The organism is Indioceanicola profundi, assembly GCF_003568845.1.
Taxonomy (GTDB): Bacteria; Pseudomonadota; Alphaproteobacteria; order Azospirillales; family Azospirillaceae; genus Indioceanicola; species Indioceanicola profundi.
In genome coordinates this window covers 2219300-2243687 of record NZ_CP030126.1, presented here as the reverse complement: position 1 = coordinate 2243687, position 24388 = coordinate 2219300, and the positions used below count along the sequence as shown (strand labels likewise).

The window sequence follows — 24388 nt, the reverse complement described above, 5'->3', positions numbered from 1 at the left end:
ATCACACCTCAACCGCCCGGCCGTCCTGGAAGACATGGCCGCAGCCCAGCCGCTTCGCCTCCGCCGCGGCGTCCGGCACCGGGGCCAGGGCCGAGACGGTCTGCCACCCCTGCGCCCGCAACGCGGCACCCTCGGCCGGCGGCGTGCCATGGGGCAGCAGCACGCGGCGGGGCAGCTCGGGACCGGGGAGCGCGCGCAGCACCGTATCGGTATAGAGCGTGAAGCCGGTGGAGGGTTCCGCCGCCTCGGCATCCCCGCTCAGATAACGTCCGCCGCGGCCCAATTCGCCGGACACGCCCCGCGCGAAAACGGTGAAGCTGAGGCCGGTCTGATACTCGAAGCCGCGCAGCTCCACCGGATCGATGGTGACGATCAGGTCGGGGGCTGCCGCGGTGATCAGCTCCACCGCCCTGGCCAGCCGCGCACGCTCCGCCGCCGCCGCCGGGGGCAGGGCCAGCGCGTTCAGCTTCTCCAGCGCCGTGCGGGCCGGTCCGGATGCCGCCATCATGGATGTCAGCGCCTGGGCGGCCGGGCCGGCGGAGGCCGCCAGCTCCACCGGATCGCGCCGGTCCAGGGCGGCGCGCACGCCTGCGATGGCGCGCTCCGACAGGCCGAGGTCGCGGCAGATGATGGGGACCAGGGTGGGAACGGTCAGGTCGATGGTGATTCCGGCAACGCCCACGGCGGCCAGGGCGCTGGCGGCCAGCAGCACGATCTCCGCATCCGCCTCCACCACATCGGCGCCGATCAGTTCGGCCCCCACCTGCCCGAACTGCCGCTCAGGCCGGAGCTGGGAACCCTTCACCCGCAGCACCTGCCCGGCATAGGACAGGCGCAGCGGCCGAGGCGCGTTGCCAAGACGGGAGGCGGCGATGCGGGCCACCTGGGTTGTCATGTCGGAGCGGACGCCCATCATGCGCTGGCTGACCGGGTCCATGATGCGGAAGGTCTGCTGCGCCAGCGCGGCGCCGGGGCCGGACAGCAGCGCCTCCTCGAACTCGATCAGGGGCGGCTTCACGCGCTCATAGCCGTGGGCGGCGAACTCCGCCATCACCCGGCCGACAATGCCGGCCTCATGCTCCGCATCGGGCGGCAGCAGGTCGCGCAGGCCCGCGGGCAGCAGGGCTTTCTGGGCAAGGTTGGCGGCGTCGCTCATGGCTCACTCGGCGCGGGCGGAAGATGCGCGCGGGGGCAAGCGCCCCGCACCAAGTGAGGTTTGGTAAACCCTCCCGCCGGTCCATGCAAACGGAAAGGGGGGGCAGCGGGGCAGGGCAGGGATGCCGCGGCTCAATAGGCGGCGGCCTGGATATCCGTTTGGGAGAAATCTCCGCCCTTGAACAGCAGCGGCAGCCCGCGCGTCTTCGCCAGCGCATAGGCGCAGCAGTCAGCCAGGTTCAACTGCGCCGGATGGCCCTGACCTTTGCCGAAGCGGTTGAAGGCTTGCAGAGATGCTTCCGATTGCCGACGGTCGAACGCGATGATTTCGGTTCCCAGATCGGCCAGAAGCGCATCCAGCTTTTCCAGCATCGGGACGCCATACCTTCCGCGCAGCAGCATCCGGGCTTCGAAATGATTGACGGCCGACAGGATGGTTGCCGGCGCGTCGTTCAGAATGATGCGTAACCGCTCTGCTTCAGGTTCGTCCAACAGAATGGCGACGAGGATCGAGGTGTCGAGGACGATCAATCGAATGTCCCGATATCGTTATAGCCCAGGATCTCGTCATCGCTGCGTGGGTCCAGAACGGGAAGCTTAGACGCCTCCCTCGAAATCGCGCGCAGCCGCTCCAGCCGAGCCTGGCGCTCGGCTTCCGTCAGGGGGTGGGAGCGAAGGGGATTGCCGATCCTGTCAATCCGCTCCTCAAGAGCGCGGGCCAGGGCCTGTTCGGGCGTCTCACCGGTTGCAGCGGTCAATGTGCTCAACAGGCGGTCGATTTCCGTGGTGGTGATCATGGTGCCCATGGCACGGCCCTCACTTGCCAAGTACCTATAGGTTGGTACAGCCATTTGCTGCTGGCAAGCCTCTGTAACGAGAAGGGGCAGCGCCTTCCAGCACCGCCCCGTCCGCCTCACACCACCCGGATGTTCTTGAACTGCCAGGGGTCGCTCTCATCGATGTCCTCGGGGAAGAGCTTGTTGCGGCCTTCCAGCGGGGTCCAGTCGGTGTAGGCGCCGACCACCGGGCCCAGATAGGGCATGCAGATGTCCAGGCAGCGCTGGTAATCCATCTCGTCCGGCTCGACGATGCCCTTGTTCGGGTTCTCCAGGGCCCAGACCATGCCGGACAGGGCCGCCACGCAGACCTGGAGTGAGGTGGCGCTGTTGAAGGGCGCCAGCTCGCGGGCCTCGTGGATGTCGAGCTGGGAGCCGTACCAGTAGGCGCCCTTCTCGTGGCCGGCCAGCAGCACGCCCAGCTCGTCCACGCCCTCAATGATCTCATCCATCAGAAGGCGCTGGGTCTCCTGCTGGACGAAGTTTTTGCCGGCGAACTCATGGATTGATTTCACCGCGTCATCGCAGGGGTGGTAGGCGTAGTGGGCCGTCGGCCGGTAGACCACGTTGCCGGCATCGTCCTTCACCGTCAGATAGTCCGGGATGGAGATGCTTTCGCTGTGGGTGATCAGGAAGCCGTGGAAGTGCCCCTCCATCGGCGTCCAGGTGCGCACCCGCTGCGTTACGCCGGGACGGTTCAGATAGATCGCCGCCCCTTCGCCGAACTCGTGGCGGGAGCCGTCCGGCGGGAAGGTCTTCTCATGGCTGCCCCAGCCCAGCTCCGCCGGCTGGCAGCCTTCGGAGATGAAGCCGTCGATGGACCAAGTGTTGACGAACTCCCCCCGGCGCTTCGGGATGGAGGCGATCTGGGTGTCCCGCTCGGCGATGTGGACGACCTTGACGTTCAGCTCCTGCGCCAGCCTGGCCCAGCCCTCCCGCGTGGTCGGCGGGGTGGCGTCGCGGCCGCTGTCCTCCGCGATGTTCAGCATGGCCTGCTTGACGAAGTGCGACACCAGCCCCGGATTGGCGCCATGGGTCAGCACAGCCGTCGGGCCGTTCGGATACTTCTCCCGCAGCTTCAGCGCGGTCTCGCGCAGCGCGTAGTTGGAGCGCAACGACGGGCTCACCGACGCGTCGGTGTAGCCGCCCGGCCAGGGCTCAATGCAGGTGTCGAGATAGAGCGCGCCCACCTCGGCGCAGAGCTCGATCAGAGCTACCGAGGAGACGTCCACGGACAGGTTCAGCAGGAAATCGCCCTTGCCCAGCAGCGGGCGCAGCATCTGCTGGTAATTGTCCTTGGTCAGCGGGTCCCGAATGAACTTGATGCCGAAATGATCGGCTTCGGCATGGCCGCGATCGTCGGCGGTGACGATCGTGATCTGCTCGGGCTTGATGTCCATGTGACGCAAGATCAGCGGCAAGACCCCCTGACCGATGCTGCCGAATCCGACCATGACAAGGCGGCCGGGGAAATTGCAGTGCTTCACATAGTCCGTCATTTCATTTGCGCTCCGAGCTGTTGATCCGCGTGCGGATGGAGGTCCTTTCGACCTGGTTGGACGGGAAGAGGGTTATGGCATCCGCCGCCGCCCGCCCCGGCCGCAGAGCCATTGCGAACGGCAACAGGGAAGAGACCGGCCGCCCGTCCGACGGCCGTTCTCCTCCTTGTCCTATGTTGAAGAGTGAACTACCGGGTGGCCTCTGGCAACCGTGCCGCGACGCGATGACCCGGAGTTTCCAGCAGAGGCGCATCCGCGACCTCCGCCATGCGCGCCACGTCGAACCCGTTGAAGGCGGTACGCAACGTGGCGCCATAGGCGCCCAACTGGCCGATTTCGATCCAGTCGCCCTCGCGGATGTCCGCGGGCAGCAGGAACGGCCCCTTCATCCGGTCAGCGCTGTCGCAGGTCGGGCCCCAGAAGCTGAAGGCCATGAGCTCGGCGTCGGACTTGCCCTCCGGCCGGACCAGCCGGCAGGGGAAGCGGAAGGCCGGCACGCCGGCATCCGAGAGGGAGCCGTAGACGCCGTCATTAATGAACAGCTCATCGCCCCGGCGCCGCTCCACCTGCACCACGATGCTGCCGCCCGCGGCGACCAGCGCCCGGCCCGGCTCGCACCAGACGCGGGTGCGGGCGGGCAGGGCCAGCTTCTCCACGCCGCGGCGGATAGCGGCCATGAAATCGTCCAGCGGAGGCGGGGTGAAGTCGGGGTAGGAGACGGGGAAGCCACCGCCCACATCCAGCACGTCGATCTCAACGCCCGCTTCCCGGATGATATTGCCCGCCAGTTCCAGCGCCCGCTCATAGGCCGCCGGCTCCATCATCTGGCTGCCGACATGGAAGCAGACGCCGACCCGCTCGCCCACGACACGGGCGCGGCGCAGCAGTTCCACCGCGGTCTCGCGGCTGGCGCCGAACTTGCCGGACAGGTCCATGGCGGCATTGCCCTTGGGCAGGGCCAGCCGGATCATCAGGCCCAGATCGCCGGCATAGGCCGTCTCCTCCAGGATCTTCGCCAGCTCCTCCACCGAATCCAGGGAGAAGTCGCGGACCTCATGCTCCAGATAGGCGGCGCGGATGGCCGCCCGGTTCTTCACCGGGTGCATGTAGTGGATCTGCGCGGCATCGCCGAACATCTGCCGGATCAGGCGGATTTCCGCCGGGCTGGCGCAGTCGTAATGGCGCACGCCGCCCTTCCAGAGCTGGCGGATGAAGGCCGGGTCCGGGTTGCACTTGACGGCATAGAGCACGTCGCCGCCGGCCGAGACAGGGGCCATGGCCGTGGCGAAGCCATCGACGAAGCGGCGCGCCGTGGCCCGCAACGTGGCCGGGCGGATGCAGTGCAGCGGCTCCGCCGGGCGCAGCTCCGCCACCAAGCTGTCCACGGACGGAAGCTGGGCGGGCTTGGCCTGGAAGCTGCGGCGCAGCGGGGCGACGGCGGAACGGAAACGGATCTGACCCATGGCGCATTTTCCCCGCAAAGCGGGGACCCCTGGCCCATGCGGCAGCCATATCGGCGCCGGCGAGGGCTCAACGAGAGTTTCGAAGGTCCGGACAGCGGGGCTCGCGTCCGGAAGTGCGGAACATCAGGTTTGGGGAGATCTGGTCTCGCGCCGTGATTGCCGGGCCTGGCCTGAATTCAGGGGTGCCGCAAAGCGTCAACTGACGAGATATGTGACCAGCCGGGGATCAGGCTAACATCGCCCCGGAGTGCGTAACGGCGTTCATATCGACTTCCCTCTCGGGGACCGGCCCACTGTCGACCGGTTCGGCCAAAAAGGACGCCTGACGTCGTTGCGTAAACACCAAGGGGCCGTGTCCGTACAGGACATCCGCCGGACATCGGCGGCGGCAACCCAAGGGCCAGGGGCACGTGCGGGTGCGTCTGGACGTTTAATTATGCATTTCCGCCCAGGATGCAAGCCTCTATCGCGGTAGCCTGCAAATTGGTGGGCGCATGGGTGGAACAGCGTAGGTCGCGAGGAGCCGAAGGCGGATTGCGACGATGCTTGCGGCGTTGGCCGTCGCAATGCGCTGCGCTTCTTGCGACCTACGGGATCGGGAGCGAGTACAGGCCGTCCGGGGCGGGACGGCCTGTTCCGGATCAGGCGGCTTCGGTCTTCTCGGCGGGCTGCTCGCCCAGCGTGACGGCCAGGGACTTCAGGCGGTCGCCGATGCGACCGACGGCGTCGGAGCGGCGGCGGCGCTCGGTCTCCACGGTCTTCAGCAGGGAGGACAGCAGGTCGCGCATCTGCTGGTTCTCTTCCTGCAGGCGGGCGCGGTCGGCGGTGGCCTTGGCGGCGGTGTCGCGGGCCAGACGCAGTTCCCGCTCGAAATCCATCTGCCGGGCGGCGATGGTGTCGATGGTCTTCAGCACCGTTTCCAGGGCGCGGGCGTCCTCGTCGCTCTGCACCTGGCCGATGATGGCGCGGGCCTGGGCGATCACGGGCTGGGCGGCGCGCTCGTCGGCGCGGATCGTGCTGGTCGGGAGCATGCTGTCCTCGGTCGGACGGGTTTCGGAGGGGCGGGGACGGAAACCGGGAATGGCAGGGATCGGAGCCGCGGCGACGGGCGGGAGGGTCTCCCCCGTCACCGGGCGGGGGGCGGGCAGGCCGGAGCGCTGGGTGGAGGCCTGCATGGCCGATTTCAGGGCGGATTGCCGGTCCTCGGCATTGTCGCCCGCCTCCTCCGGCTCACGGCCGAAACGGAACCCGATCTTGTTGTCTGACCTGAACATGGACGCACCCCCTTTCAGCCGTGAAGACCGGATCGAAGGGTGGGGCGGTTTGGTGAATGGGACCTTAATTTCGGGGTGGAGGCGCTGTGACCAAGATGGGGCGGGGACCCGGCCCTATTTCCGGTACCGCTCCGCCTCCATGCTCTCGAACGTGTCCAGATGCTGGTTCAGCAGGCGCATGTTGCGCTGATTGGACTTGAAGGCGAAGTCGAAGATGGTGCCAAGCACGGGAATGGAGCCTACGGCCCAGTCGACCCCGACATTGGCCGCCATACGGACCAGCGTGCTGCGCGGCACGCCGATGCGGGCCGCCTGCCAGATGATGTAGGCGCCGACCACGCCTGTCGCCGTGTCGCCCAGGCCGGGGATGATGCTGGCCACACCGTCCACGCCAAAGCGCCAGTCGGTGCCGGGCACGCGCCACCGGCTGTCCAGCAGGTCGGCCAGATTGCGCAACTCCGCCACTTTCACGGGGTCGAGAGCCTTGGGAGGACGACGCACGGCGGGGCTCACTTGTATTTTATGATGACGTAGATCGCGTGGATGATGCCGGGGATGTAGCCCAGGATCGTCAGCAGGATATTGAGCCAGAAGTGCAGGCCAAGTCCCACCTGCAGAAAGACGCCCACGGGCGGCAGAAGGATGGCGAGGAGGATGCGAAGAACGTCCATGTGCGCTTTCTCCTTGGCTGTATCGGACGGATCGGGCTGCTCGGCCCTTTGGCGCCTTTAACGGGGATCGGCTTCGGAACGTTCCTTGATTGGCCCCTATTGTAAGAACATAACAAGAACGCGTTGGCCGCCGTTTCTGTCCGGAGATGCCGGACAGATATCCGACGCCTGCCTTCCAGTTCCGGCGACAAAGCCCGTCCACTGGCGGAGTTGAAAGTTCGTGTACGTAGGATCGATGGAATTGACGGCCAGCGCCGCAATCACCCGCTGGCAGGTCCAGGCAATGCCCGGCATTTCCGTGCTGCGAGCCTCTGCCGCCCGCGGGGAAGATTGGGCCGAGTCACTGGCCCACGGGACGGCTGGGTCCGCCCCAGCCGAATTCCATGCGCCCGCCCGGCGAGCCGAGTTCCTGCGGACCCGAGGCTGTCTGCCCGGAGTCTGGCGCCTGGTCTGGCGGCACGACCCGCTGGCCGGGCTTGAGGGTGGCCCCGCCCCGTCCCAGCCGGGGCAGAGCCTCGCTCCCGGGCAGGGGGGCTTCGCCGGAGAGGATGCGCTCGACCTCGGTGCCCTGGTTGGGCACGCCGGCCGGCGATTCGCCGGGCCGTCGCAGCACCCGGCCAATCCGGTCCGCTTCCCCCTGCAGTTCGAACAGGTCACGCCGCTCCGACAGGGGCAGCCGGTCGAAAGCGTCAAGCCGCTGCCGGTCGTACAGCTCGCTCTGGAGCGAGTCGCGGTAGGCACGCGCCTTCTCCTGCTCCACCGCGTCCAGCCGGCCGGGGGCGGGCGAAAGGCGTTGCGGCGCCAACGGCGACGGACGCAGCAGCGGGTTCTCCTGCGCGCCCACCGGAAGGGCGGGGAGCATCAGTGCGAATGCCAGCAGACAGGCGGTTCGCACGGGGCGGGGCGGATGGGCTGTCATCTCCCCCATATGGTGATCCGCGCCGGGTCCAGCCATGGGGCGCGCTCAGGGGAAAGGGGGAGGGGGCGTACCCGAACCTAACCGGACGGCTGATACGGAACGGCGGATCAGGCTTGGACGGTCCGCTGGGTCTGCACCCCCAACCCCTCCACCGACAGGCGCATGGTCTGTCCAGGCTTCAGGAACACGGGCGGCTTCTGGCCCAGCCCGACGCCCGGCGGCGTGCCGGTGCAGATCAGGTCGCCAGGATGCAGCGTCATGAACTGGCTGAGATAATGGACCAGGAAGGCCACGCCGTAGACCATGGTGCGGGTGCTGCCATCCTGGTAGCGGCGCCCGTCCACCTCCAGCCAGAGGCGGAGGTCCTGCGGCTCCGGCACCTCGTCCCGGGTGACCAGCCAGGGGCCGACAGGACCGAATCCGTCGTGACCCTTGCCCTTGTCCCAGGTGCCGGACCGGTTCATCTGGAAGTCCCGCTCCGACACGTCGTTGACCACGCAGTACCCGGCCACATGGTCCAGCGCCGATTCCAGCGGCACGTATTTGGCGGTGGAGCCGATCACCACGCCAAGCTCCACCTCCCAGTCGGTCTTCACCGAGCCGCGCGGGATCTCGACATCATCGTTCGGGCCGACGATGCAGCTCGTCGCCTTCAGGAATACCACTGGCTCCGGCGGCACGGCGGCCCCGGTCTCGGCCGCATGATCGGCATAGTTCAGCCCGATAGCGACGAACTTGCCGGTGCCGCCCACTGGCGGACCCAGCCGGGGTGTGCCCGGCACCAGGGGCAGCGTGTCGGGGTCAAGCGTACGCAACCGGTCCAGCCCGGCAGGGGACAGAACTTCTCCCGCGATATCGGGCACATGGCCGGTCAGATCGCGCAGAACGCCATTGCTGTCCAGCAGCCCTGGCTGTTCCGCTCCCCTCAGTCCCCAACGCAGCAGCTTCACGCCTGTCCTCCCAGCTTCGATCCGTGGGGAGATTGGCAAAGGCCGGCAGACGGGACCAGGGAAAAGGCGGACGCATCAGTCCGCCGGACGGGCCATCTGGCGGCTGCCGGGCGAGATTCCGATTTCCGGCGTCGTCTCGATGCTGGTCGAGGCTTCGCTGCTGCCTTCGTCGGGAAGGGCGGCCACCAGCGTGTCGGGCAGCCGGCCAATGCCCTTGTCCTGCAGCGGGTGGCGGTCCCGAGGATAGTAGCGGCGGACCTTCTGGATGTAGGCCCGGGTTTCCGCGAAGGGCGGCACGCCGTCATAGCGTTGAACCGCGCCCGGTCCGGCGTTGTAGGCGGCCAGCACCAGCCGCAGGTCGCCGTCATACTGGGCGATCAGGTCGGCCAGGAAGCTCATCCCGCCGCGCAGGTTCTGCTCCGCGTCGAGAGGGTCCTCGACGCCGAAGCGCTTCGCAGTGGCATCGGTAAGCTGCATCAGGCCGCGCGCCTGCATGGGCGAGACCGCATCGGTCCGGAAGGCGGACTCCACCGCCACCACGGCCAGCACGAAATCCGGCTCCAGCCCGTAGCGCGGGGCCATGCGGCGGACCATGCGCGCAAGCCGGCTTGGCACCTTGAATTCGCTCTCCATCAGTTCCCGCCCGCTGCAGGCGGGAGCCTTGGCCCGGCGGCGTGGCAGCTTGCCAAGCTCGGCCCTGGCGCTGGCGTGCCCGGCTTCCGCCGCAAGAGCGAACCAGGCTGCCGCCTGGGCCGGGTCGCTGGGCAGGGCCAACTCGCCGGTCAGGAACATATTGCCCATGACATAGGCCGCATCGGCATGCCCGTTGCGCGCCGCTGCACAGAATTGCTCCACCGCCGCGTGTGGATCGGCCGGAACGTCGATGCCCCGCTTCAAGCGGTTGCCGAGTTCGTACCGGGCGTCCATCTGCCCCAGTGCTGCACGCTTCGCCAGGTCGCGGATGGACAGATCAGCATCCGCCCACGCTGACACAGTCGTGACCAATGAAAGGCAAATCACGGTGAAGAAAAAGTGCGGAGCTCGCATGTCCACCGGAGAGGTTTGTTGACCGGTAGACCGACCTACACGAAGCGGGGTAGTCCCGCCAACCGGGCCAATCGGACTAGGGTTTATCCGAAAGAATGGGACACCGCACATCTGCGTTAGGTGGTGTCTGCAAGGTCTTGTTTTTATCACGCCAAGGCATCTGAGATTTCGGGGTGGTGCATATCCATTGGCATAGACCGAACCACTATGCTGATTGTTCAAGTACGTCGGACGGAACTGATCCTGTGCTGACCAATATCGCGCAATGGCTATCGGAAAGGGGGGTGGTACTTTTGCGCCTGCGACACAATACTTGAACCGGGCCTAAGATGGCTGAACCAAGCGAACCTAAGCAGTGGGGTTACATGATGGACGGCGATACCCCGGCCACGTCGGGTCGTAGGACCGAGGCAAGGTCGACAGCCGCTCCGCAGGACAGCGCGCCGGCGGCACAGGCGGTTGTTGCGCCTGAGGCCGGACAGGAGCCGCGCCGGGGGGCTGAGAACAGCCCGGAGGTGATTTCCCAGATCGAGGCGGAAATTCCCCGCCTGCGCCGCTTTGCCCGCGCCATGGTGCGGGATACGGCCCTGGCCGACGATCTGGTGCAGGAATGCCTGGAACGCGCGCTGAGCCGTCTGCATCTATGGCAGCCCGGCACGAACCTTCGTGCGTGGCTGTTCACGATCCTGCGCAATCTGCACATCAACGGCATCCGCCGTCAGCAGACCTTCGTTGATATCGACGGCGAGGTTCAGACCGGGCTGGGCGGCAGCCATGGCTCCCAGGTGGTGCGCCTGGAACTGCGCGATCTGCGGCGCGCCCTGGACAAGGTTCCGCAGGAGCAGCGTGAAGTCGTCCTGCTGATCGGGCTGGAAGGCATCAGCTACGCCGAAGCGGCGGAAATCCTGGACGTGTCCATCGGCACGGTGAAATCCCGCCTCTCCCGCGGCCGGCGCGCCCTGCGCCTGTTGATGGATGGCGGAGCGGCAGATGACGGGGTCGAGCCGGCGCATGAGCGGGAAACTGCCTGACGGGCGCCCCATCCGGCGCGAGGCGCACCGCCTCTACCTGGTTCCGGCCGGCCCGTCCGCCGGGGCGAGGGCGAAGCCGTTGGCCGACCCGGACGATGTCCACGCCTGGATAGACGGGGAGCTGCCGGCCCGCATGGCAGCCGCCGTGGGGCAATGCCTGTCGCGCGATCCCCAGATGGCCGCGCGCGCCGTGGCCTATCGGGCCCAGGTGGACGGGCTGCATGCCCTCTACGATCCCGTCCTGGAAGAGCCGATTCCGCCCCAGCTCCTGGCTGTGCTGTCCCGGCGGCGCTCGGAACAGGAGCGGATGCGCGTACGGCGCACCCGCACCCGTATGGCAGCCGTGGCCGGAATCGCCGCGGCCGTGGCGATGGCCGTGGTGTCCGGCGGGCTTATCCTGGATATCCAGGATTTCGCTCCGCAGTCCTGGGACGGCGACGCCGGCTTCAGCGCCGCCGCACCAGGCCCATGATGAGCGAGACGACGAATACCACCAGGAAAATGAAGAACAGGATCTGCGCGATCCCGGCCGATGCAGAGGCAACGCCGCCGAATCCGAAGATGCCGGCGACAATTGCCACAATGAAGAATATCAGCGCCCAGTAGAGCATTTGAGGCGGTCCTTTCCTCCAGGGTGCGCGCCCGGTTCTGTCAGGCGCGCTCACTGGATGAAAACAATCCGCTCCACTTCCAGGTTCCGCTGAAGTCCCTTTGGACTCAGGCGCGTGCGGTCCGTTTACCCTGACGGGCTGGCGGTACCGCAAGGGGAACCGGCTCCGTCCGGGGAGCCGCGCAGGCGGACAGCGCCTCATAGGTGTCCCGGACCATATTGCCGACCTTGTCCGCCGTGACCGGGTTGGCGCGCAGGTAGGCGACGGAAATCTTTACCGCCAGTTCCCGCAACTGCGCCGCGTCCGCCGCCATGTGTTCCTCCTGTAGAATATCCGGCAAATCCGCCGCATCCAGGATATGCCCTGCGGGCGAGGAGCATGGCAGGCGATTCCGATTTAGACCGAGCGCGCAGATCATGGCTGCGGATTGCCCCGGTCGAGAAGCGCGGGCCAGCTCCGGGCAAGCCGGCCGAGCCCGACCATCCGGGCAAGGTCCTCCAGCTGGTGCGGACGTTCCAGCCGCTGTCCCCGATCACGCCCATGCGGGCGGGCGCGCATTTCCAGAGCCAATGGAACCGGCCCCAGATTGACGTCCAGCGGGACGCGCAGCCGTAGGCCCAGGGCCACGCCATCCGACCAGGTCACCGTGCCGCCAAGTCCAGCCCCATTGTCGAACCAGCGCTCCAGCCCGGCCTGGATACCGGCGTCTCCATCCAGGAACCACCCGGCGGACAGGGTCGCGGCGGCGTCCCGGCCGGGCAGATCATAGCCGGCGGTCAACAGGCCGGTGGTGCGCCCGGTACCCCGCCAAACGGCGATATGGCCGGATTCCCGCTTCCAGACATGGTGCAGCTCGAGACTCAGGCTATGGCGGCTGTCGAAAGACTGCCAGCGCAGTTCCCCGCCGGCACCGCCGAACATCTCCTCGAAATGTCCGGCCTCGACCATGGCAAGCAGGCCGGGGGCAAGACGTCCGTTCCACATCAGGTACAGCCGCTCCAACGCCACCCCGGCCGCCGCATGGTCCGCCAGATCGGACCGCACCGCCGCCTCCAGCTGCGGCACGGGCAGCCGGTCCGCCGTGCTGTCCAGGGTCAGCCGCAACGCCCCTCCGGCGCGGAAGCCCCATGGATGGCCAACCTCCAGGCCCGCATCCAGCATCGCCCGGCTGACCCATCCGCTGTTTTCGACTCCCGGTCCATGGTCCAGCAGCAGCGTGCCCTCTGGTGTCCAGAGAAGCGGTCCCGCGCCGGGCGGGTCGGCGGGGCGGAACAGGGCGTTGCCGGCAATCTCCTCCGGGCTGCCATTGTGCGCCGCCGCGCGCGCAAGGTCGCCAGCCATCATAGTCACCGCGATGCCCGGCAGCCCGCCCTCATGCGCATGCAGGGTGATCTCCCCGTCGGGCGGGGCAAGGTCCAGGGCAGCGCGGCCCAGGGTCGCGGCCAGCGGCTGCTCCCGTGCTGCCTGGACCCATATTTCACGTCCGGCGACATGGGTGACGCCGGTTCGTGGCCGTGTGCGGACGGGCAGCTCCGCGATGGGGGCGGAGAGGGTCAGGGTGGTGAAGATCCCGCGTCGCCACTCCGCCCCCGCACCGATGCTCATCCAGGGGAGCAGGCGGTACTGGCCTGTCAGGCGCGGCTCGCGATGCCGACCCACGCGCCCGGCTTCCGCCTGGATGGCGAAGCGGCGGTAGGCATCCTGCCAGCGTACGCTGCCCCAAGGGTCCGGCCAGTCTTCGACACCAGATCGGTCGCTGCCGCGCCAGGACAAGCCGGCGGTCGCTTCAAAAGGGCCGAGGCGGCTCCCCGCGCCCAGAAACAAGCTGCGATCCTCCGCGACTCCGCCGAGGCCGGCAGCCCCCAGGAACAGGGCCGGGCGGCGGTCTGCCTCCGGCCACAGCCGCAGCAACGCGTCCGCTGAACCATCATCGAAAGAGGTCTGATGCAGGGAGAGCACCAGGCCGGGCAGCGGACGGGCGCCGACCGTAGCGCCGCCGCCCCCGGAATAAGGGCCTGCCGCAAAGGTTTCCGCTGCGATCCAGATGCTTCCCTCGGGCGGCAGGACGGCATCGGGCCTGCCGGTCGGATGCAGCAGCGGCGTCGGCTCCTGTAAATCCCGTGCCAGCGCAGGGACCGGCATCAGCAGAAAAAGCAGCAGGAAATAAACGCCACCACGCACGGTCCGCAGCACTCCGCCAAATCGCATATGACGGCGGAGTGTCTACAACAGCATGCGCATGCTCAACTCTGGACTGATAAAACCGAAAGGAAACACACGTCGGACAGCCCCCGCCGGCCCGGCGGGGGCTTCGGGCATCAGAACTGGTCTTCTGCCAGCGCCATAACGGTCCGGTGGCCGGCCACGATGGGCTTCATCAGCCCCTGGACCTGCGGCAGGATCTGGTCGGCATAGAAGCGGGCCGTGATCAGCTTGCCGTCCAGGAAGCGGGTGTCGGCCCCGCGCTGGGCCATCTGGGCCTGCGCCGCCATGGCGGCCTTCGCCATCAGCCAGCCGCCAACGGTGATGCCGAACATGCGCAGATAGGGCACCGCTCCGGCCGCTGCCGCACGAACATCGGTCTTCGCCGCCTCCAGCAGCCAGTTGGTGGTCTGCTCCAGCACATGCAGGGCATCGTGCAGGTTGGCGCCGATCACCTCCAGATCGTCGCCCGGCCCTTCCTTCGCCGCCAGGGCTACGGTCGTCATCTCGGCCATCAGGGCGAAGGCCGATTGGCCGCCATCGCGCACCACCTTGCGGAAGACCAGGTCGTTGGCCTGGATGCCGTTTGTCCCCTCATAGATCGGGGCGATGCGGGCATCGCGGTAATGCTGGGCCGCACCCGTCTCCTCGATGAAGCCCATGCCGCCATGCACCTGCACGCCGAGCGAGGCGACCTCCACGCCCAGGTCGGTGCACCAGGCCTTGGTGATCGGGGTCAGCAGGTCGTTCAGGGCACGGGCGCGCTTTCGCTCCTCTGCATCGGTGCTGCGCTTGGCGCGGTCGAAGGCGGCGGCGGTGGTATAGGTCAGGGCGCGCGCCGCCTCGATCTGGCTCTTGGCGGTCATCAGCATCCGGCGGATATCCGGATGGTTGATGATGGCGACAGGCTCCGGATTGCGGCCGTCCAATGCGCGGGACTGGGTGCGGGTCCTGGCATAGGCCACCGCCTGCTGGTAGGCGCGCTCGGCAATGCCGACGCCCTGGACGCCGACGCCGAGGCGGGCGTTGTTCATCATGGTGAACATGTATTCCAGGCCGCGGTTCTCCTCCCCGATCAGGAAGCCGACGGCCCCGCCATTGTCCCCGAAGGCCATCACGGCGGTGGGGGAGGCGTGGATGCCCATCTTGTGCTCCAGCCCGGCGCAGCGGAGGTCGTTGCGCTCCCCGATGCCGCCATCCTCGTCGACCAGGAACTTCGGCACGATGAACAGGCTGATGCCCTTCACCCCGGCCGGGGCGTCCGGCGTGCGGGCCAGCACCATGTGGATGATGTTTGGCGTCAGGTCGTGCTCGCCATAGGTGATGAAGATCTTCTGCCCGGTGATCCTGTAGGTGCCATCGCCCTGCGGAACCGCCCTGGTGCGGACGGCCCCGACATCGGAACCGGCCTGCGGCTCCGTCAGGTTCATGGTGCCCGTCCACTCGCCGGAGATCATCTTCTCCAGATACTTGCCCTTCTGCTCCTCCGACCCGTGCTCGGACAGCAGTTCCACCGCGCCCTGGTTCAGCATGGGGCAGAGGGCGAAGGACATGTTGGCCGCGTTCCACATCTCCTGGATCGGCATGGCCAGGGTCCAGGGCAGGCCCTGGCCGCCATGGTCCGGATCGAAGGGAACGGAGTTCCAGCCGCCCTCCGCATAGGCCTTGTAGGCCTCCTTGAAGCCGGGGGCGGTGCGGACCACGCCGTTCTCCAGCACCGCGCCGTCGCGGTCGCCCTGCCAGTTGATCGGGGCCAGCACGTCGCGGGCCAGCTTGCCGGCTTCCTCCAGCACCGCATCGACCAGATCGGCATCCGCCGCCTCATACCCCGGAAGCTGCGCCACGGCGGGCAGTCCCACCACATGGTTCAGCGTGAACCGCATATCGTCGATGGGCGCGTTGTACGGAATCATGGTCCTGAATTCCCTCCCGGGGGCTTCTACGGCTGGTGCGGCGGCCAGTATGGGGCCGTGCCTGCGGTTGCGGCTAAGATGGCGGCAACCAGGATTCGGGGCAAGTGCCGCGGCAGCCCGTCGGTGACTGGCATGGAGGTTGCTTTGATCGGGCTGCCATTCCGTGAACGAGGCAAGCCGTGACCAGCGCCTTTTCCACCATTCCCAGGGCCGATCTCCAGGCAGGATCGGGTTCTGCTCCCCATCAGGTGCGGAACGCCGTTGCCCAGGCCAGCCGCGCAACCGGGGTCGATTTTGCCTACCTGATGGAAAAGGCTTCCCTGGAAAGCGGCTTCCGCACTGATGCCAAGGCCGGCACCAGCAGCGCCACCGGCCTGTTCCAGTTCGTCGACTCCACCTGGCTGGACATGGTGAAGACCCACGGGGCCAAGCACGGGCTGGGCGCCTATGCGGAGTTGATCGAGCGCCGGCCGGACGGGCGCGCCGCGGTTAAGGACCCGATGGCGCGCAGGGAGATCCTGGAGCTGCGCAACGATCCCCGTCTCTCGGCCCTGCTGGCCGGCGAACTGGCCCAGGATAATCGCCGCCATCTCGAGGGGGAACTCGGCCAGCCGGTCGGGCGGACGGAGATGTACCTGGCCCATTTCCTGGGGGCAGCCGGGGCAACCAAATTCCTGAAGGCGATGGAAGACAACCCGGCCCAGCCGGCGGACAGGCTGTTGCCCGAGGCGGCGCGCGCCAACCGCGGCGTGTTCTACGACAAGGGCCGCCCGGTCACCCTGTCCCAGATCTATGATCGGTTTGCCGCCAAGTTCGGAGAGGATACGGGAACACCAGCCGTGGGCCGCTTCGGAAGCGTCGTGGCCGGGGCGGGCGACGACAACGACGTCTGGAGTTCCGGCCGCTCCGCATCCTCCGGGCGGGAGCCGCTTTCCACCTTCACCGTGATGCTGCTGAACCAGCTCGCCCCGCCGGGGGACCCGGATGGGCAGGAGGACCAGACCGGCGGCAAGGGCCAGAACGAGAAGCTGACCCCCAATCTGCTGGGCGGTCTGCGAAGCGCGTAGGCTGCCGGGAACCCGGTCGACAGTCCCGCATCCTTCAGGATGGGACTTGTTCCGCAGGGGGTCTCGCGCAAGTCTCGGAATCGGAAAGGCCGCGGGTTGCCCCGCGGCCTTTCTTCGTTCCGAATCCGGACCGGATCAGCGCTGGCTCTGCTGTTCCGGGTTCTGCTGCTGTTGTTGCGGCTGCTGCTGCTGCTGCTGCTGCTGCTGGCCTTCGGGGCCGACCAACGCCTGCTGCTGCGTCTGTTCGTCGTAGTTGAACTCGGGCATTTCCCTGAGTTCATCCTCGCTCATCTGAACGCGCAGACGCTTGTTCTCCTGGTCCACCTGGAACGCGCTCCAGGGGACAGCGACCATCTTGTCGCCGCTCAACAAGCCGCCTTCCTGCCGGACGACGGCCGATTGGATACGGCCATTCTGGGTCATCAGATCGCTGACGGAGCCGATCTCCTGGTCCTCGCGGTCGACCACGGTCATGCCGACGAGGTCTTCGCGACGCTGGATGCCCATATCCGCCAGCTCGGCCTGCTCCCGCGTCAGCTTCTGGATGGAAATCTGGGGAGGACCTTCGGCCCGCTCCACGATGACTTCCGGTTCAGCCTGCTGGATGTTGACCACCGGCTTGGCCTGGCGGATATCGACCTGGGGCTGGGCGCGGTTGATCTGCGCCTGCACCTGACCCTCCGTAGGCTGAATCTGCACCTGCGGGGGCGGGGTGTCGACATTGACCACCGGGCGCGCCACATCCAGGTTCACGTCCGGCCGGGCCTGCTGGATCGTGACGTCCGGCTTCTGCTGGCGCACGGTCACATCCGGCGTCGGCTGCTGCACCGTGATGTCGGCGCCAACCGGCTTGTCCGGAGCCGGCTGCGGCCCGCCGGGCTCCTGCGCCCAGCCGGCGGCCGGAAGCAGAAGGGCCAGGGCGGCTGCGAAGGGAAGGGTTGTCCGCATCATCTTCTTCTCCATGGCTCTGGCGGGCATCATTGCGCATCCGGGCCTAGAAGGGCGTTCGCATCGGCCTCGTAATTGAACTCTGGCGCGGCTTCGACCTGATCGGAGTTCATCGGGATCAGCAGATCCTGGCCGCGCATCCGCACTTGGCTGTAAGGAACCAGGATCAGCCGGTCATCGCCTAGCAGACCCTCGTCGATACGGACCACCACGTCCCGCACGCCGCCGCCTTCCGGGGCGAGCAACAGATCCTCGACCTGGCCCAGCTCCTCATTGTCGGAGCCATAGACCGCCACGCCGATGAGACGGTTCATCCGCTCATTGCCCTGCTGGGCGGGCGCAGGCGCCTGGGCGGACCCGGCATCCGCGACCTGCACGTCTGTTTGCCCCTGCTGCCTGACCGCCACATCGGGCTGGGCCTGCTGCACAGTCACGTCGGGCTGCGCCTGATCGATATTCACCTGCGGCTCAGGCTGACGAACGGCGACTTCCGGCTCGGGCTGACGCACCGTGACTTCCGGCCGGGCCGCCTGCACATTCACGTCAGGCTGGCCAGGCTGAACCTCGACCTGCGGCTCGGGCTGCTGAATCTGCACCTCGGGCTCGGGCTGGCGCACCGCGACTTCGGGACGAGCGGGCTCCACATTCACTTGCGGCTGGCCACGATCGACCTGGACCTGCGGTTCGGGCTGCTGGACCTGAACCTCGGGCGCCGGCTGGTTCACCGCGACTTCCGGCTCGGGCTGCCGCACGTTCACCTCGGGCCGGGCAGCCTGGACGTCCACCTGCGGCTGGCTGGGCTCGACCTGCACCTGCGGCTCAGGCTGCGTCACCGCCACCTCGGGGCGCTCCTGCTCGACATTCACCTCCGGCTGACCAGGGTCAAGCTGGACCTGCGGTTCGGGCTGGCGCACCTGCACCTCGGGTTCGGGCTGGCGTACGGCCACTTCCGGCTGCTGTGTCTCCACTTCGACTTCCGGCGCGGGCTGCTGCACGTCCACGACCGGACGGCCGGGATCGACGGCGACCTCCGGACGCTGCTGCTCGACCCGGACCTCGGGCTCCGGCTGCTGGACGGCCACGGCCGGGCGGCCGGGGTCCACATTCACCAGCGGCTGGGCCATCGACACATCCACGTTCGGCTCCGGCTGGGCGACGCTGATGCGCGGCTCCATCGCCTGGACCTCGACCGTGGGCTGCTGCATGTTCACGGCGACCTGGGGTTCCGCCTGGTTGACGGTGATCTCCGGGTCGGCCTGCTCGATGATGATCTCCGGCTCACGCTGGCGGATGATCACTTCGGGCTCGAACTGGCGGACGATGATCTCCGGCGGGAACTGGCGCACCCGGATGCGCGGGGCGGGCTGTCGGACCTGCACCTGCGGCGGCGGCTGCTCCACCACCACGTTCGGGCTCTGCTGGTTCACTGCCACGCGGGGCTGCAACTGCTCCACCTGCACCTGCGGCGCGGCCGCGTTCACAGCCACTTGCGGAGCGAGCTGGCGCACATTCACGTCGGTGGGATCGGCTGCCGGCATCTGCATGAGGCCCGCGACGCGCTGGGCGGCGCTGTCGCCCTCAGGTCCGCCGGTCCGGAACGCGTCCAGCGCCGCCATTACCTGCTGCTGCGCAGAGGACAGGGCATCGCCCAACCGGGTCAATGCATCCGACACGGCCTGTCGCGCCGCTTCCTCGCGCTGCGGGTCCCGGGCATCCCGGGCTGCCTGAAGCTCCTGCTGTGCCGTACGCAGACGGTCCTGGGCGCTTTGCAGATGCTGGGCGAGTTGATCCTGCTGACCGGCGGGAGCCGGCGGAGCTGCGGGCGGCGCTTGGGCGAGCTGGTTCTCGGGTGGTTGCTGCTGCCGCTGATCCTGTTGCTGCTCCTGCGCCCATGACGCGGCCGGAAAGGCCGCCACTGCCAGGGCAATGGCCGCCGTGAACAGGTGCGTTCGCATCGACGATCCTCCGCTTAAGCCTGAAGTTGCAGGCTCGCAGCATCCATTTTGCCGGATGCACGATGCCCACGTAGCCAACCAGAGGGGGCGGGATGTGTTCCGCGGAATCTCCCCGTCCGGACGGGAGGTCACAGCCGGCCCGCGAACTACCCGCGCAGGAGGCGCGCGATCTGCACTTGTGCGGATGCCTGATGCCGGTCGTGCACGATCACGAAGATCGCCCGCGCCTCGATGGCCCGGCCGACCGGATTGCTATGGATGCACCCTTCCGGGTCCGCGTAGCCGAGCGGGATGCCGATCTCCGCCGTGACGAGACGAAGGGTCAGCTCGGTCCAGGTGCCGTGCCAGATCTCCGGCAACTCGTAACGCCGGCACTCGTCGCCCTCCGCCGTGAACAGGTTCTCCACCAGCCTTTCCGCGCCGGGCGCTACCAGGGCGCGGGCCGCCATCTCCGGAAAACCATGGACGGAGCGGATCACGGTGGTGGCGCCAGCCCGCATCAGGCGGCTGCGGTTGAGCTGGTCGACGCATTCCGCGACGATCGGCCCGACGAAGCCGGCGCCGCGGATGCGGTCCACAGTGTCGAAGACGCCGGCGTCGGCGGCGCTGTCCGTTCCGCTCTCGGCCAAGACAACGACCGCCCGCGCATCGGCAGGCGTTACAGCCTCCAGCGACTGGATTTCGGTCGGATTGCCGGTCCAAAGGGCGATGCCCCGGTCGGCAAGGCTGGAGGGCAGGCGGCGGTTGCGGAACACCTCCGTCAACAGCAGGATCGGTATGTCGATCCAGCTCTCATGGGCGCGGATCTGATCCGTCAGCCGGATAAAGTACTGCTCCGCATTGCCCACAGGCTGCCCGATGATCAGCAGATGCCCCCTCATGTTCCACCTCCAGCTTCCGCGCGCCTTCTCATTGGCCATCTGGGCGCGATAGTCGGTGTAGTCGCCGACAGCTTTCGCCAGCACGTAGATGCCGCCCATGTACATCAGCACCATGGTGGAGATTCGGCCCGGCACGGTGGCGGCCGAGAGATCGCCATAGCCCACCGTCATCACTGTGGTCGCCGTGAGCCAGAGTGCGTCGAAGGGAACCATCCCCTCGAAAATGATCATGGCCAGGATATGCAGCGCCAGCACGCAGACGATCCACGTCGCCGTCCGCCGCAGGGTGCGGATAAGGCGGGTGGTGGACTGCAGATGGCCGCGCCGGCTGGGCCGGCTCATGGCCACGAGGAATTTCATGGACCACCCCTCCGGGCAGTCATGAGCAGCGTCGGAATTCTGCCGTCGACAGCCGTTCCGGTACCGGCGGCGGCTCTCCAGGCGGGACCGGGATCGGCCCCGGCGGTTCCTGGATGGGCGGCGGCGCATCCGGATCGAGCGGCGGCGGCGCCGGCGGCGGTGGCGGCACCGGGGGGTACGGGGTCGCGCGCCATGCGGGCCGGCGATGGATCGTGGTCTGATGCTGGAACATGTGGAATCAACCCTGCGGGGTCGTGCCTGTTCCCGCTGGAGGTTGATCGGGGGTGCGGGCCTGGACATCGCGCAGCCAGGCGATGATGGCCCAGCGGTCGGCCTCCGGAATTCTGGAGGCATAGCCGTACATCCGACCCTTTCCGTTGCTGATGACCCGGAACAGATGGCTGTCCGGCACGCGCTGGAGCGGGGCGGAGAGGAGGGATGGCGGCTGCGGCACCACCCGTCCTACCGCCCCGCCGTCTCCATGTCCCCCCGGCCCGTGGCAGGGGGCGCAGAAGATGGCGTACCGATCGCCGCCGCGCGCCAGCAGGTCCGCCGTGATCCGGGGGCGTGTTGCCTCACCGTCCTCCATCTGATGTACCGTGCCCGGAACCGGGGGCAGGGCGCCGACGATGCCGCCCCATTGGGGCGGGGGCACGTCATAAGGCTCGATCTTCGCCTGATCGTCCATGCCGCCGCCATCGCAGCCAGCCAGCCCCAGGATCAGCAGCGCCGCCGCGGTCAGGCCGGACCATCTGCTCATGCCGTATCCTCCGGCAGGCCGATGGCGGCCAGGTAGAAGGTTCGCGGGCGGGTGCCCAGTTCCCGCAGCAGGTCGTAGGCCCGTTCTTCCGCATGCCGGCGGGCCACGGGGGAATCCGGATCGTTCAGGTCGCCGAAGATCAGCGCGCTGCTGGGGCAGGCGGCCGCGCAGGCGGTGGTGATCTCATCCCTGCCGACATCCCGCCCCTCGACCCCGGCCTGGATCTCCGCCGCGCGGATGCGCTGGACGCAGTAGGTGCATTTCTCCATCACGCCGCGGGCGCGCACCGTCACGTCGGGATTTCGCTGCGGTATGGCGGCGGCCAGATCGCGGGCGGCATAGTCGAAGTAGTTGAACCGCCGCACCTCATAGGGGCAGTACGCAGCACAGGTGCGGGTGCCGATGCAGCGGTTGTAGATCATCTGGTTCAGCCCCTCCGGCCCGTGCACGGTGGCATTCACCGGGCAGCCGACCTCGCAGGGGGCCTTCTCGCAATGCATGCACAGGACGGGCAGGAAACGCCCGCCGATCTCTCCGCCGCCGGCCTCATCCCCGGCGGTCCAGTATCGCTCGACCCGGATCCAGTGCAGGGCGCGCCCGCGTTTCACCTCCTCCGGTCCCACGGTGGGAATGCTGTTTTCGGCTTGGCAGGCGACCATGCAGGCGTTGCAGCCGATGCAGTTGTCCACATCCACCGCCATGGCCCAGCGCCGGCCGGGATAGTCCCAGTCCGGATGGACCGAAGGCGGGTGCGGGGCGCTGGCCGGTATTTCCACCCGCGGATCGTTCAGCGGTACCTTACGGGCCAGATCCAGCCCGTTCATCCAGCCTTCCTTCTGCATGAGGGGCAGTTCCGCGCCGGCGCCCGCCGGACGCAGCGCCGCTGCATCGACCCGCCATCCGCCATTCGCCGGGCGGAGCCGGGCGGCGTTGTAGCCGAGCCCGCTCCCGTTCCGCCCGCCGGCCGCACGGCCGTAGCCCAGCCAGAGCGTCACCGTCCGCTCCGACTGGCCCGGCAGGGGATAGGCGGCGCCGACGACGGTGCGCCCGACCGCCTCCACCTCCACCAGATTGCCCTCCCGCAGGCCGAGCTGACCGGCCAGGGCCGGCGACAGACCGACGACGTTGGTCCAGGAAACCTTGGTCAGGGGCTTGGGCAGCTCCTGGAGCCAGGCATTGTTGGCGAAGCTCCCGTCCCACACGGTGGGATCGGGGCGGATCACCAGCTCCACCAGCTCCGGCGACGGAGGAAGCTCCGGCGTGAAGGTTGCCGGGCCGACGGCGACCTGCGCCTGCGGCGCTTCCGTTCCTTCCACGTAACCGCTGCGGAGCGCCCGGTTCCAGCGCTCCTCGAAGCCGGCATCGCCCCAGACGGCGCGCCAGGTCTCCCGCACCGGTTCGCGCATGTCGGTGATGTCGCCGGACAGCGCGGCGAGGAACTGGTGTACCGACATCGCGCCGAACAGCGGGCGTATGGTGGGCTGGACGATGCTTGCCGTTCCATCCGGATGCCGTGCGTCGGACCAGCTCTCCAGCGGGTGGGTCAGAGGGACCTGCCAGCCGGCGGCCATTCCTGTTTCGTCCCGCATCCGGCCGGCGTGGATCGTCAGCGGCACCCTGGCCAGCAGCTCCGCCCACCGCACATTCGCAGGGGCGGCATAGAGCGGGTTGCTCTCCAGCAGGATCAGGGTGCGGACCCGACCGGCGGCGATATCCTCCGCCAGTTCGGCCAGTCCCGGCGCATCCGCCGGTCCGCTTACAGGCTCGGTCGTCAGCAGGGTGCGGCCAAGATTACCAAGCCGGTGATTGATCCGGTGGGCCAGGGCCTGTGCCGCCGCCGGAAGCTGCGGGCCGGCCAGCAGCAGCGACGCCCCGGCATGCTGGCGCAGGGCCTGCGCCGCCCGCGCCGTCCAGGCCCGCTCCGCCAGGGTCAACTCCACCGCCTCCGCCCCGCCCTCGCCGAATTCCTGCGCGATGGCGGCCAGCAACAGGGGCAGCTTCCACTCCGCAGCCGCGAGGCGCCTATCCGCCTTAAGTCCTGTCAGGCTGGGCGTCGCCTCCGCCACCATCATCGGGGCGGGCGGAAGCTGGCCGCTGCGGATGCCGGCCCGGCGCACAGCCCACTCCGCCCCGTTCTCCACCTGGGTGGGGCCCGGACCCAGCGGGTCGGCGCCAAGGCTGACGATGGCGGCAGCCCCGCCCAGCCGCGGATGCAAAGCCAGATCACGGCCGAAGGCCAAGCGGATGCCTTCCGTCCGCTCCGGCATCTCCAGCGGGTCCCAGACATGCCATCCGGCCTGGGGATAGCGGCGCAGGAATTCCTCCCGCTGCCGCAGCAGGGTGGGGGAGGTGGTGCGGCCGGACAGCACCCGGCAGCCGACGCCGCCGCTCTCCGCCAGCCGGTCCGCCAGACCGGCCAGCCGCTCCCACAGGACTTCCTGGCTTATGACCTCCCCCTCGATCAGGGGGGCGCGCGGACGATCCGGGTCGTAGAGGTTCAGCACCTCCGCCTGCATGAATGGATCGGATGCGCCGGTACCGGCAGGATGTCGGGGATTGCCGTCCAGCCGGGTGGGCCGGCCCTCGTGCACCTCGGCCAGGACCGGCCGGGCGAAGCCCTCCAGCGTCACCGCCGTGGCGTAGAACAGGGGCCGACCGGGCACAAGATGCTCCGGCTGCTCCACATAGGGGACGGCTGCCTCCGGCGGGGGTCCGTCGCAGCCGGCGGCGGCCAGCGCCAGGGAGGCTGCCATGGTGCGCAGGACATCGCGCCGGCTCGCCTCCGGCAAAGTGGCCAGAAGGGGGGCGGGATCGCGGTGAGGATGCTGGCGTCCGCTCATCCGGCC

23 protein-coding genes are annotated in these 24388 nt (G+C 68.1%); 3 read left to right on the top strand and 20 right to left on the bottom strand.

Going from position 1 to position 24388, the window contains the following annotated elements; translation table 11 throughout:
• Window position 1: 1 nt before the first annotated feature.
• The 11 genes from DOL89_RS10730 to DOL89_RS25530 form a co-directional block, all read right to left on the bottom strand.
• Window positions 2-1156 (bottom strand): ATP phosphoribosyltransferase regulatory subunit, encoded by a 1155-nt coding sequence (locus DOL89_RS10730; RefSeq protein WP_119679145.1) that lies wholly within the window; start codon window positions 1154-1156, stop codon window positions 2-4.
• A 131-nt stretch (window positions 1157-1287) separates the two neighbouring features.
• Entirely contained in the window at window positions 1288-1686 is a 399-nt protein-coding gene (locus tag DOL89_RS10725; RefSeq protein WP_205574561.1) for a type II toxin-antitoxin system VapC family toxin, read from the bottom strand.
• The gene (locus DOL89_RS10720) at window positions 1683-1961 is read right to left on the bottom strand and encodes a type II toxin-antitoxin system VapB family antitoxin (protein WP_119679144.1); all 279 of its coding nucleotides are present in this window, start codon (window positions 1959-1961) and stop codon (window positions 1683-1685) included. The genes DOL89_RS10725 and DOL89_RS10720 overlap by 4 nt, the downstream gene beginning before the upstream one ends.
• A 107-nt stretch (window positions 1962-2068) precedes the next feature.
• Entirely contained in the window at window positions 2069-3490 is a 1422-nt protein-coding gene (locus DOL89_RS10715; protein ID WP_119679143.1) for a homospermidine synthase, read from the bottom strand.
• A gap of 188 nt (window positions 3491-3678) precedes the next feature.
• Entirely contained in the window at window positions 3679-4953 is a 1275-nt protein-coding gene (locus DOL89_RS10710) for a type III PLP-dependent enzyme (RefSeq protein WP_119679142.1), read from the bottom strand.
• A 641-nt stretch (window positions 4954-5594) separates the two neighbouring features.
• A complete protein-coding gene (locus tag DOL89_RS10705) occupies window positions 5595-6227 on the bottom strand; it encodes a hypothetical protein (RefSeq protein ID WP_119679141.1) in 633 nt (210 codons plus the stop codon).
• Window positions 6228-6341: 114 nt separating this feature from the next.
• Complete coding sequence (locus tag DOL89_RS10700) at window positions 6342-6728, bottom strand: DUF4112 domain-containing protein (RefSeq protein WP_119680368.1); 387 nt, start codon at window positions 6726-6728, stop codon at window positions 6342-6344.
• Window positions 6729-6736: 8 nt separating this feature from the next.
• Complete coding sequence (locus tag DOL89_RS10695) at window positions 6737-6898, bottom strand: YqaE/Pmp3 family membrane protein (protein ID WP_119679140.1); 162 nt, start codon at window positions 6896-6898, stop codon at window positions 6737-6739.
• Window positions 6899-7238: 340 nt separating this feature from the next.
• Entirely contained in the window at window positions 7239-7853 is a 615-nt protein-coding gene (locus DOL89_RS10690; protein WP_162937457.1) for a hypothetical protein, read from the bottom strand.
• A gap of 71 nt (window positions 7854-7924) precedes the next feature.
• A complete protein-coding gene (locus DOL89_RS10685) occupies window positions 7925-8767 on the bottom strand; it encodes a fumarylacetoacetate hydrolase family protein (RefSeq protein ID WP_119679138.1) in 843 nt (280 codons plus the stop codon).
• A 75-nt stretch (window positions 8768-8842) separates the two neighbouring features.
• On the bottom strand, window positions 8843-9760 hold the full coding sequence (locus tag DOL89_RS25530; RefSeq protein WP_205574560.1) for a transglycosylase SLT domain-containing protein: 918 nt from the start codon (window positions 9758-9760) through the stop codon (window positions 8843-8845).
• Window positions 9761-10179: 419 nt separating this feature from the next.
• Here DOL89_RS25530 and DOL89_RS10675 point away from each other — a divergent pair, with 419 nt between their 5' ends.
• Window positions 10180-10845: a sigma-70 family RNA polymerase sigma factor gene (locus DOL89_RS10675; RefSeq protein ID WP_225889762.1), complete on the top strand. Its 666-nt coding sequence runs from the start codon at window positions 10180-10182 to the stop codon at window positions 10843-10845.
• Window positions 10826-11317 carry an anti-sigma factor family protein gene (locus DOL89_RS10670; protein ID WP_119679135.1) on the top strand — a complete coding sequence of 164 codons (492 nt, stop codon included), beginning with the start codon at window positions 10826-10828 and terminating at the stop codon, window positions 11315-11317. The genes DOL89_RS10675 and DOL89_RS10670 overlap by 20 nt, the downstream gene beginning before the upstream one ends.
• On the opposite strand, the gene DOL89_RS10665 is transcribed toward DOL89_RS10670, so the two are convergent.
• The 4 genes from DOL89_RS10665 to DOL89_RS10650 all read right to left on the bottom strand — a co-directional run bounded on the left by DOL89_RS10665 (window position 11292) and on the right by DOL89_RS10650 (window position 15571).
• The gene (locus tag DOL89_RS10665; RefSeq protein ID WP_119679134.1) at window positions 11292-11456 is read right to left on the bottom strand and encodes a DUF1328 domain-containing protein; all 165 of its coding nucleotides are present in this window, start codon (window positions 11454-11456) and stop codon (window positions 11292-11294) included. The two genes, DOL89_RS10670 and DOL89_RS10665, sit on opposite strands and share 26 nt — an antisense overlap.
• Before the next feature lie 106 nt (window positions 11457-11562).
• The gene (locus tag DOL89_RS10660; protein WP_119679133.1) at window positions 11563-11769 is read right to left on the bottom strand and encodes a hypothetical protein; all 207 of its coding nucleotides are present in this window, start codon (window positions 11767-11769) and stop codon (window positions 11563-11565) included.
• 101 nt (window positions 11770-11870) lie between these two features.
• Window positions 11871-13637: a YjbH domain-containing protein gene (locus tag DOL89_RS10655; RefSeq protein ID WP_162937455.1), complete on the bottom strand. Its 1767-nt coding sequence runs from the start codon at window positions 13635-13637 to the stop codon at window positions 11871-11873.
• Window positions 13638-13774: 137 nt separating this feature from the next.
• On the bottom strand, window positions 13775-15571 hold the full coding sequence (locus DOL89_RS10650; RefSeq protein WP_119679131.1) for an acyl-CoA dehydrogenase: 1797 nt from the start codon (window positions 15569-15571) through the stop codon (window positions 13775-13777).
• A 179-nt stretch (window positions 15572-15750) separates the two neighbouring features.
• On the opposite strand from DOL89_RS10650, the gene DOL89_RS10645 reads away from it, so the two are divergent.
• Window positions 15751-16638: a lytic transglycosylase domain-containing protein gene (locus DOL89_RS10645; protein WP_162937454.1), complete on the top strand. Its 888-nt coding sequence runs from the start codon at window positions 15751-15753 to the stop codon at window positions 16636-16638.
• 135 nt (window positions 16639-16773) lie between these two features.
• Here DOL89_RS10645 and DOL89_RS10640 read toward each other — a convergent pair whose 3' ends face one another.
• From DOL89_RS10640 to DOL89_RS10615, 5 genes are all read right to left on the bottom strand, one after another.
• Window positions 16774-17589 (bottom strand): PRC-barrel domain-containing protein, encoded by an 816-nt coding sequence (locus tag DOL89_RS10640; protein ID WP_162937453.1) that lies wholly within the window; start codon window positions 17587-17589, stop codon window positions 16774-16776.
• A gap of 26 nt (window positions 17590-17615) precedes the next feature.
• Entirely contained in the window at window positions 17616-19541 is a 1926-nt protein-coding gene (locus DOL89_RS10635) for a PRC-barrel domain-containing protein (protein ID WP_119679128.1), read from the bottom strand.
• A 146-nt stretch (window positions 19542-19687) separates the two neighbouring features.
• Window positions 19688-20782, bottom strand: a complete 1095-nt coding sequence (locus DOL89_RS10630) for a potassium channel family protein (protein WP_162937452.1) — start codon at window positions 20780-20782, stop codon at window positions 19688-19690.
• Window positions 20783-21020: 238 nt separating this feature from the next.
• Window positions 21021-21542, bottom strand: a complete 522-nt coding sequence (locus DOL89_RS10620) for a c-type cytochrome (protein WP_119679125.1) — start codon at window positions 21540-21542, stop codon at window positions 21021-21023.
• Window positions 21539-24382, bottom strand: a complete 2844-nt coding sequence (locus DOL89_RS10615) for a 4Fe-4S dicluster domain-containing protein (RefSeq protein ID WP_119679124.1) — start codon at window positions 24380-24382, stop codon at window positions 21539-21541. Before DOL89_RS10615 ends, DOL89_RS10620 begins: the two co-directional genes overlap by 4 nt.
• Between the last annotated feature and the right edge of the window lie 6 nt (window positions 24383-24388).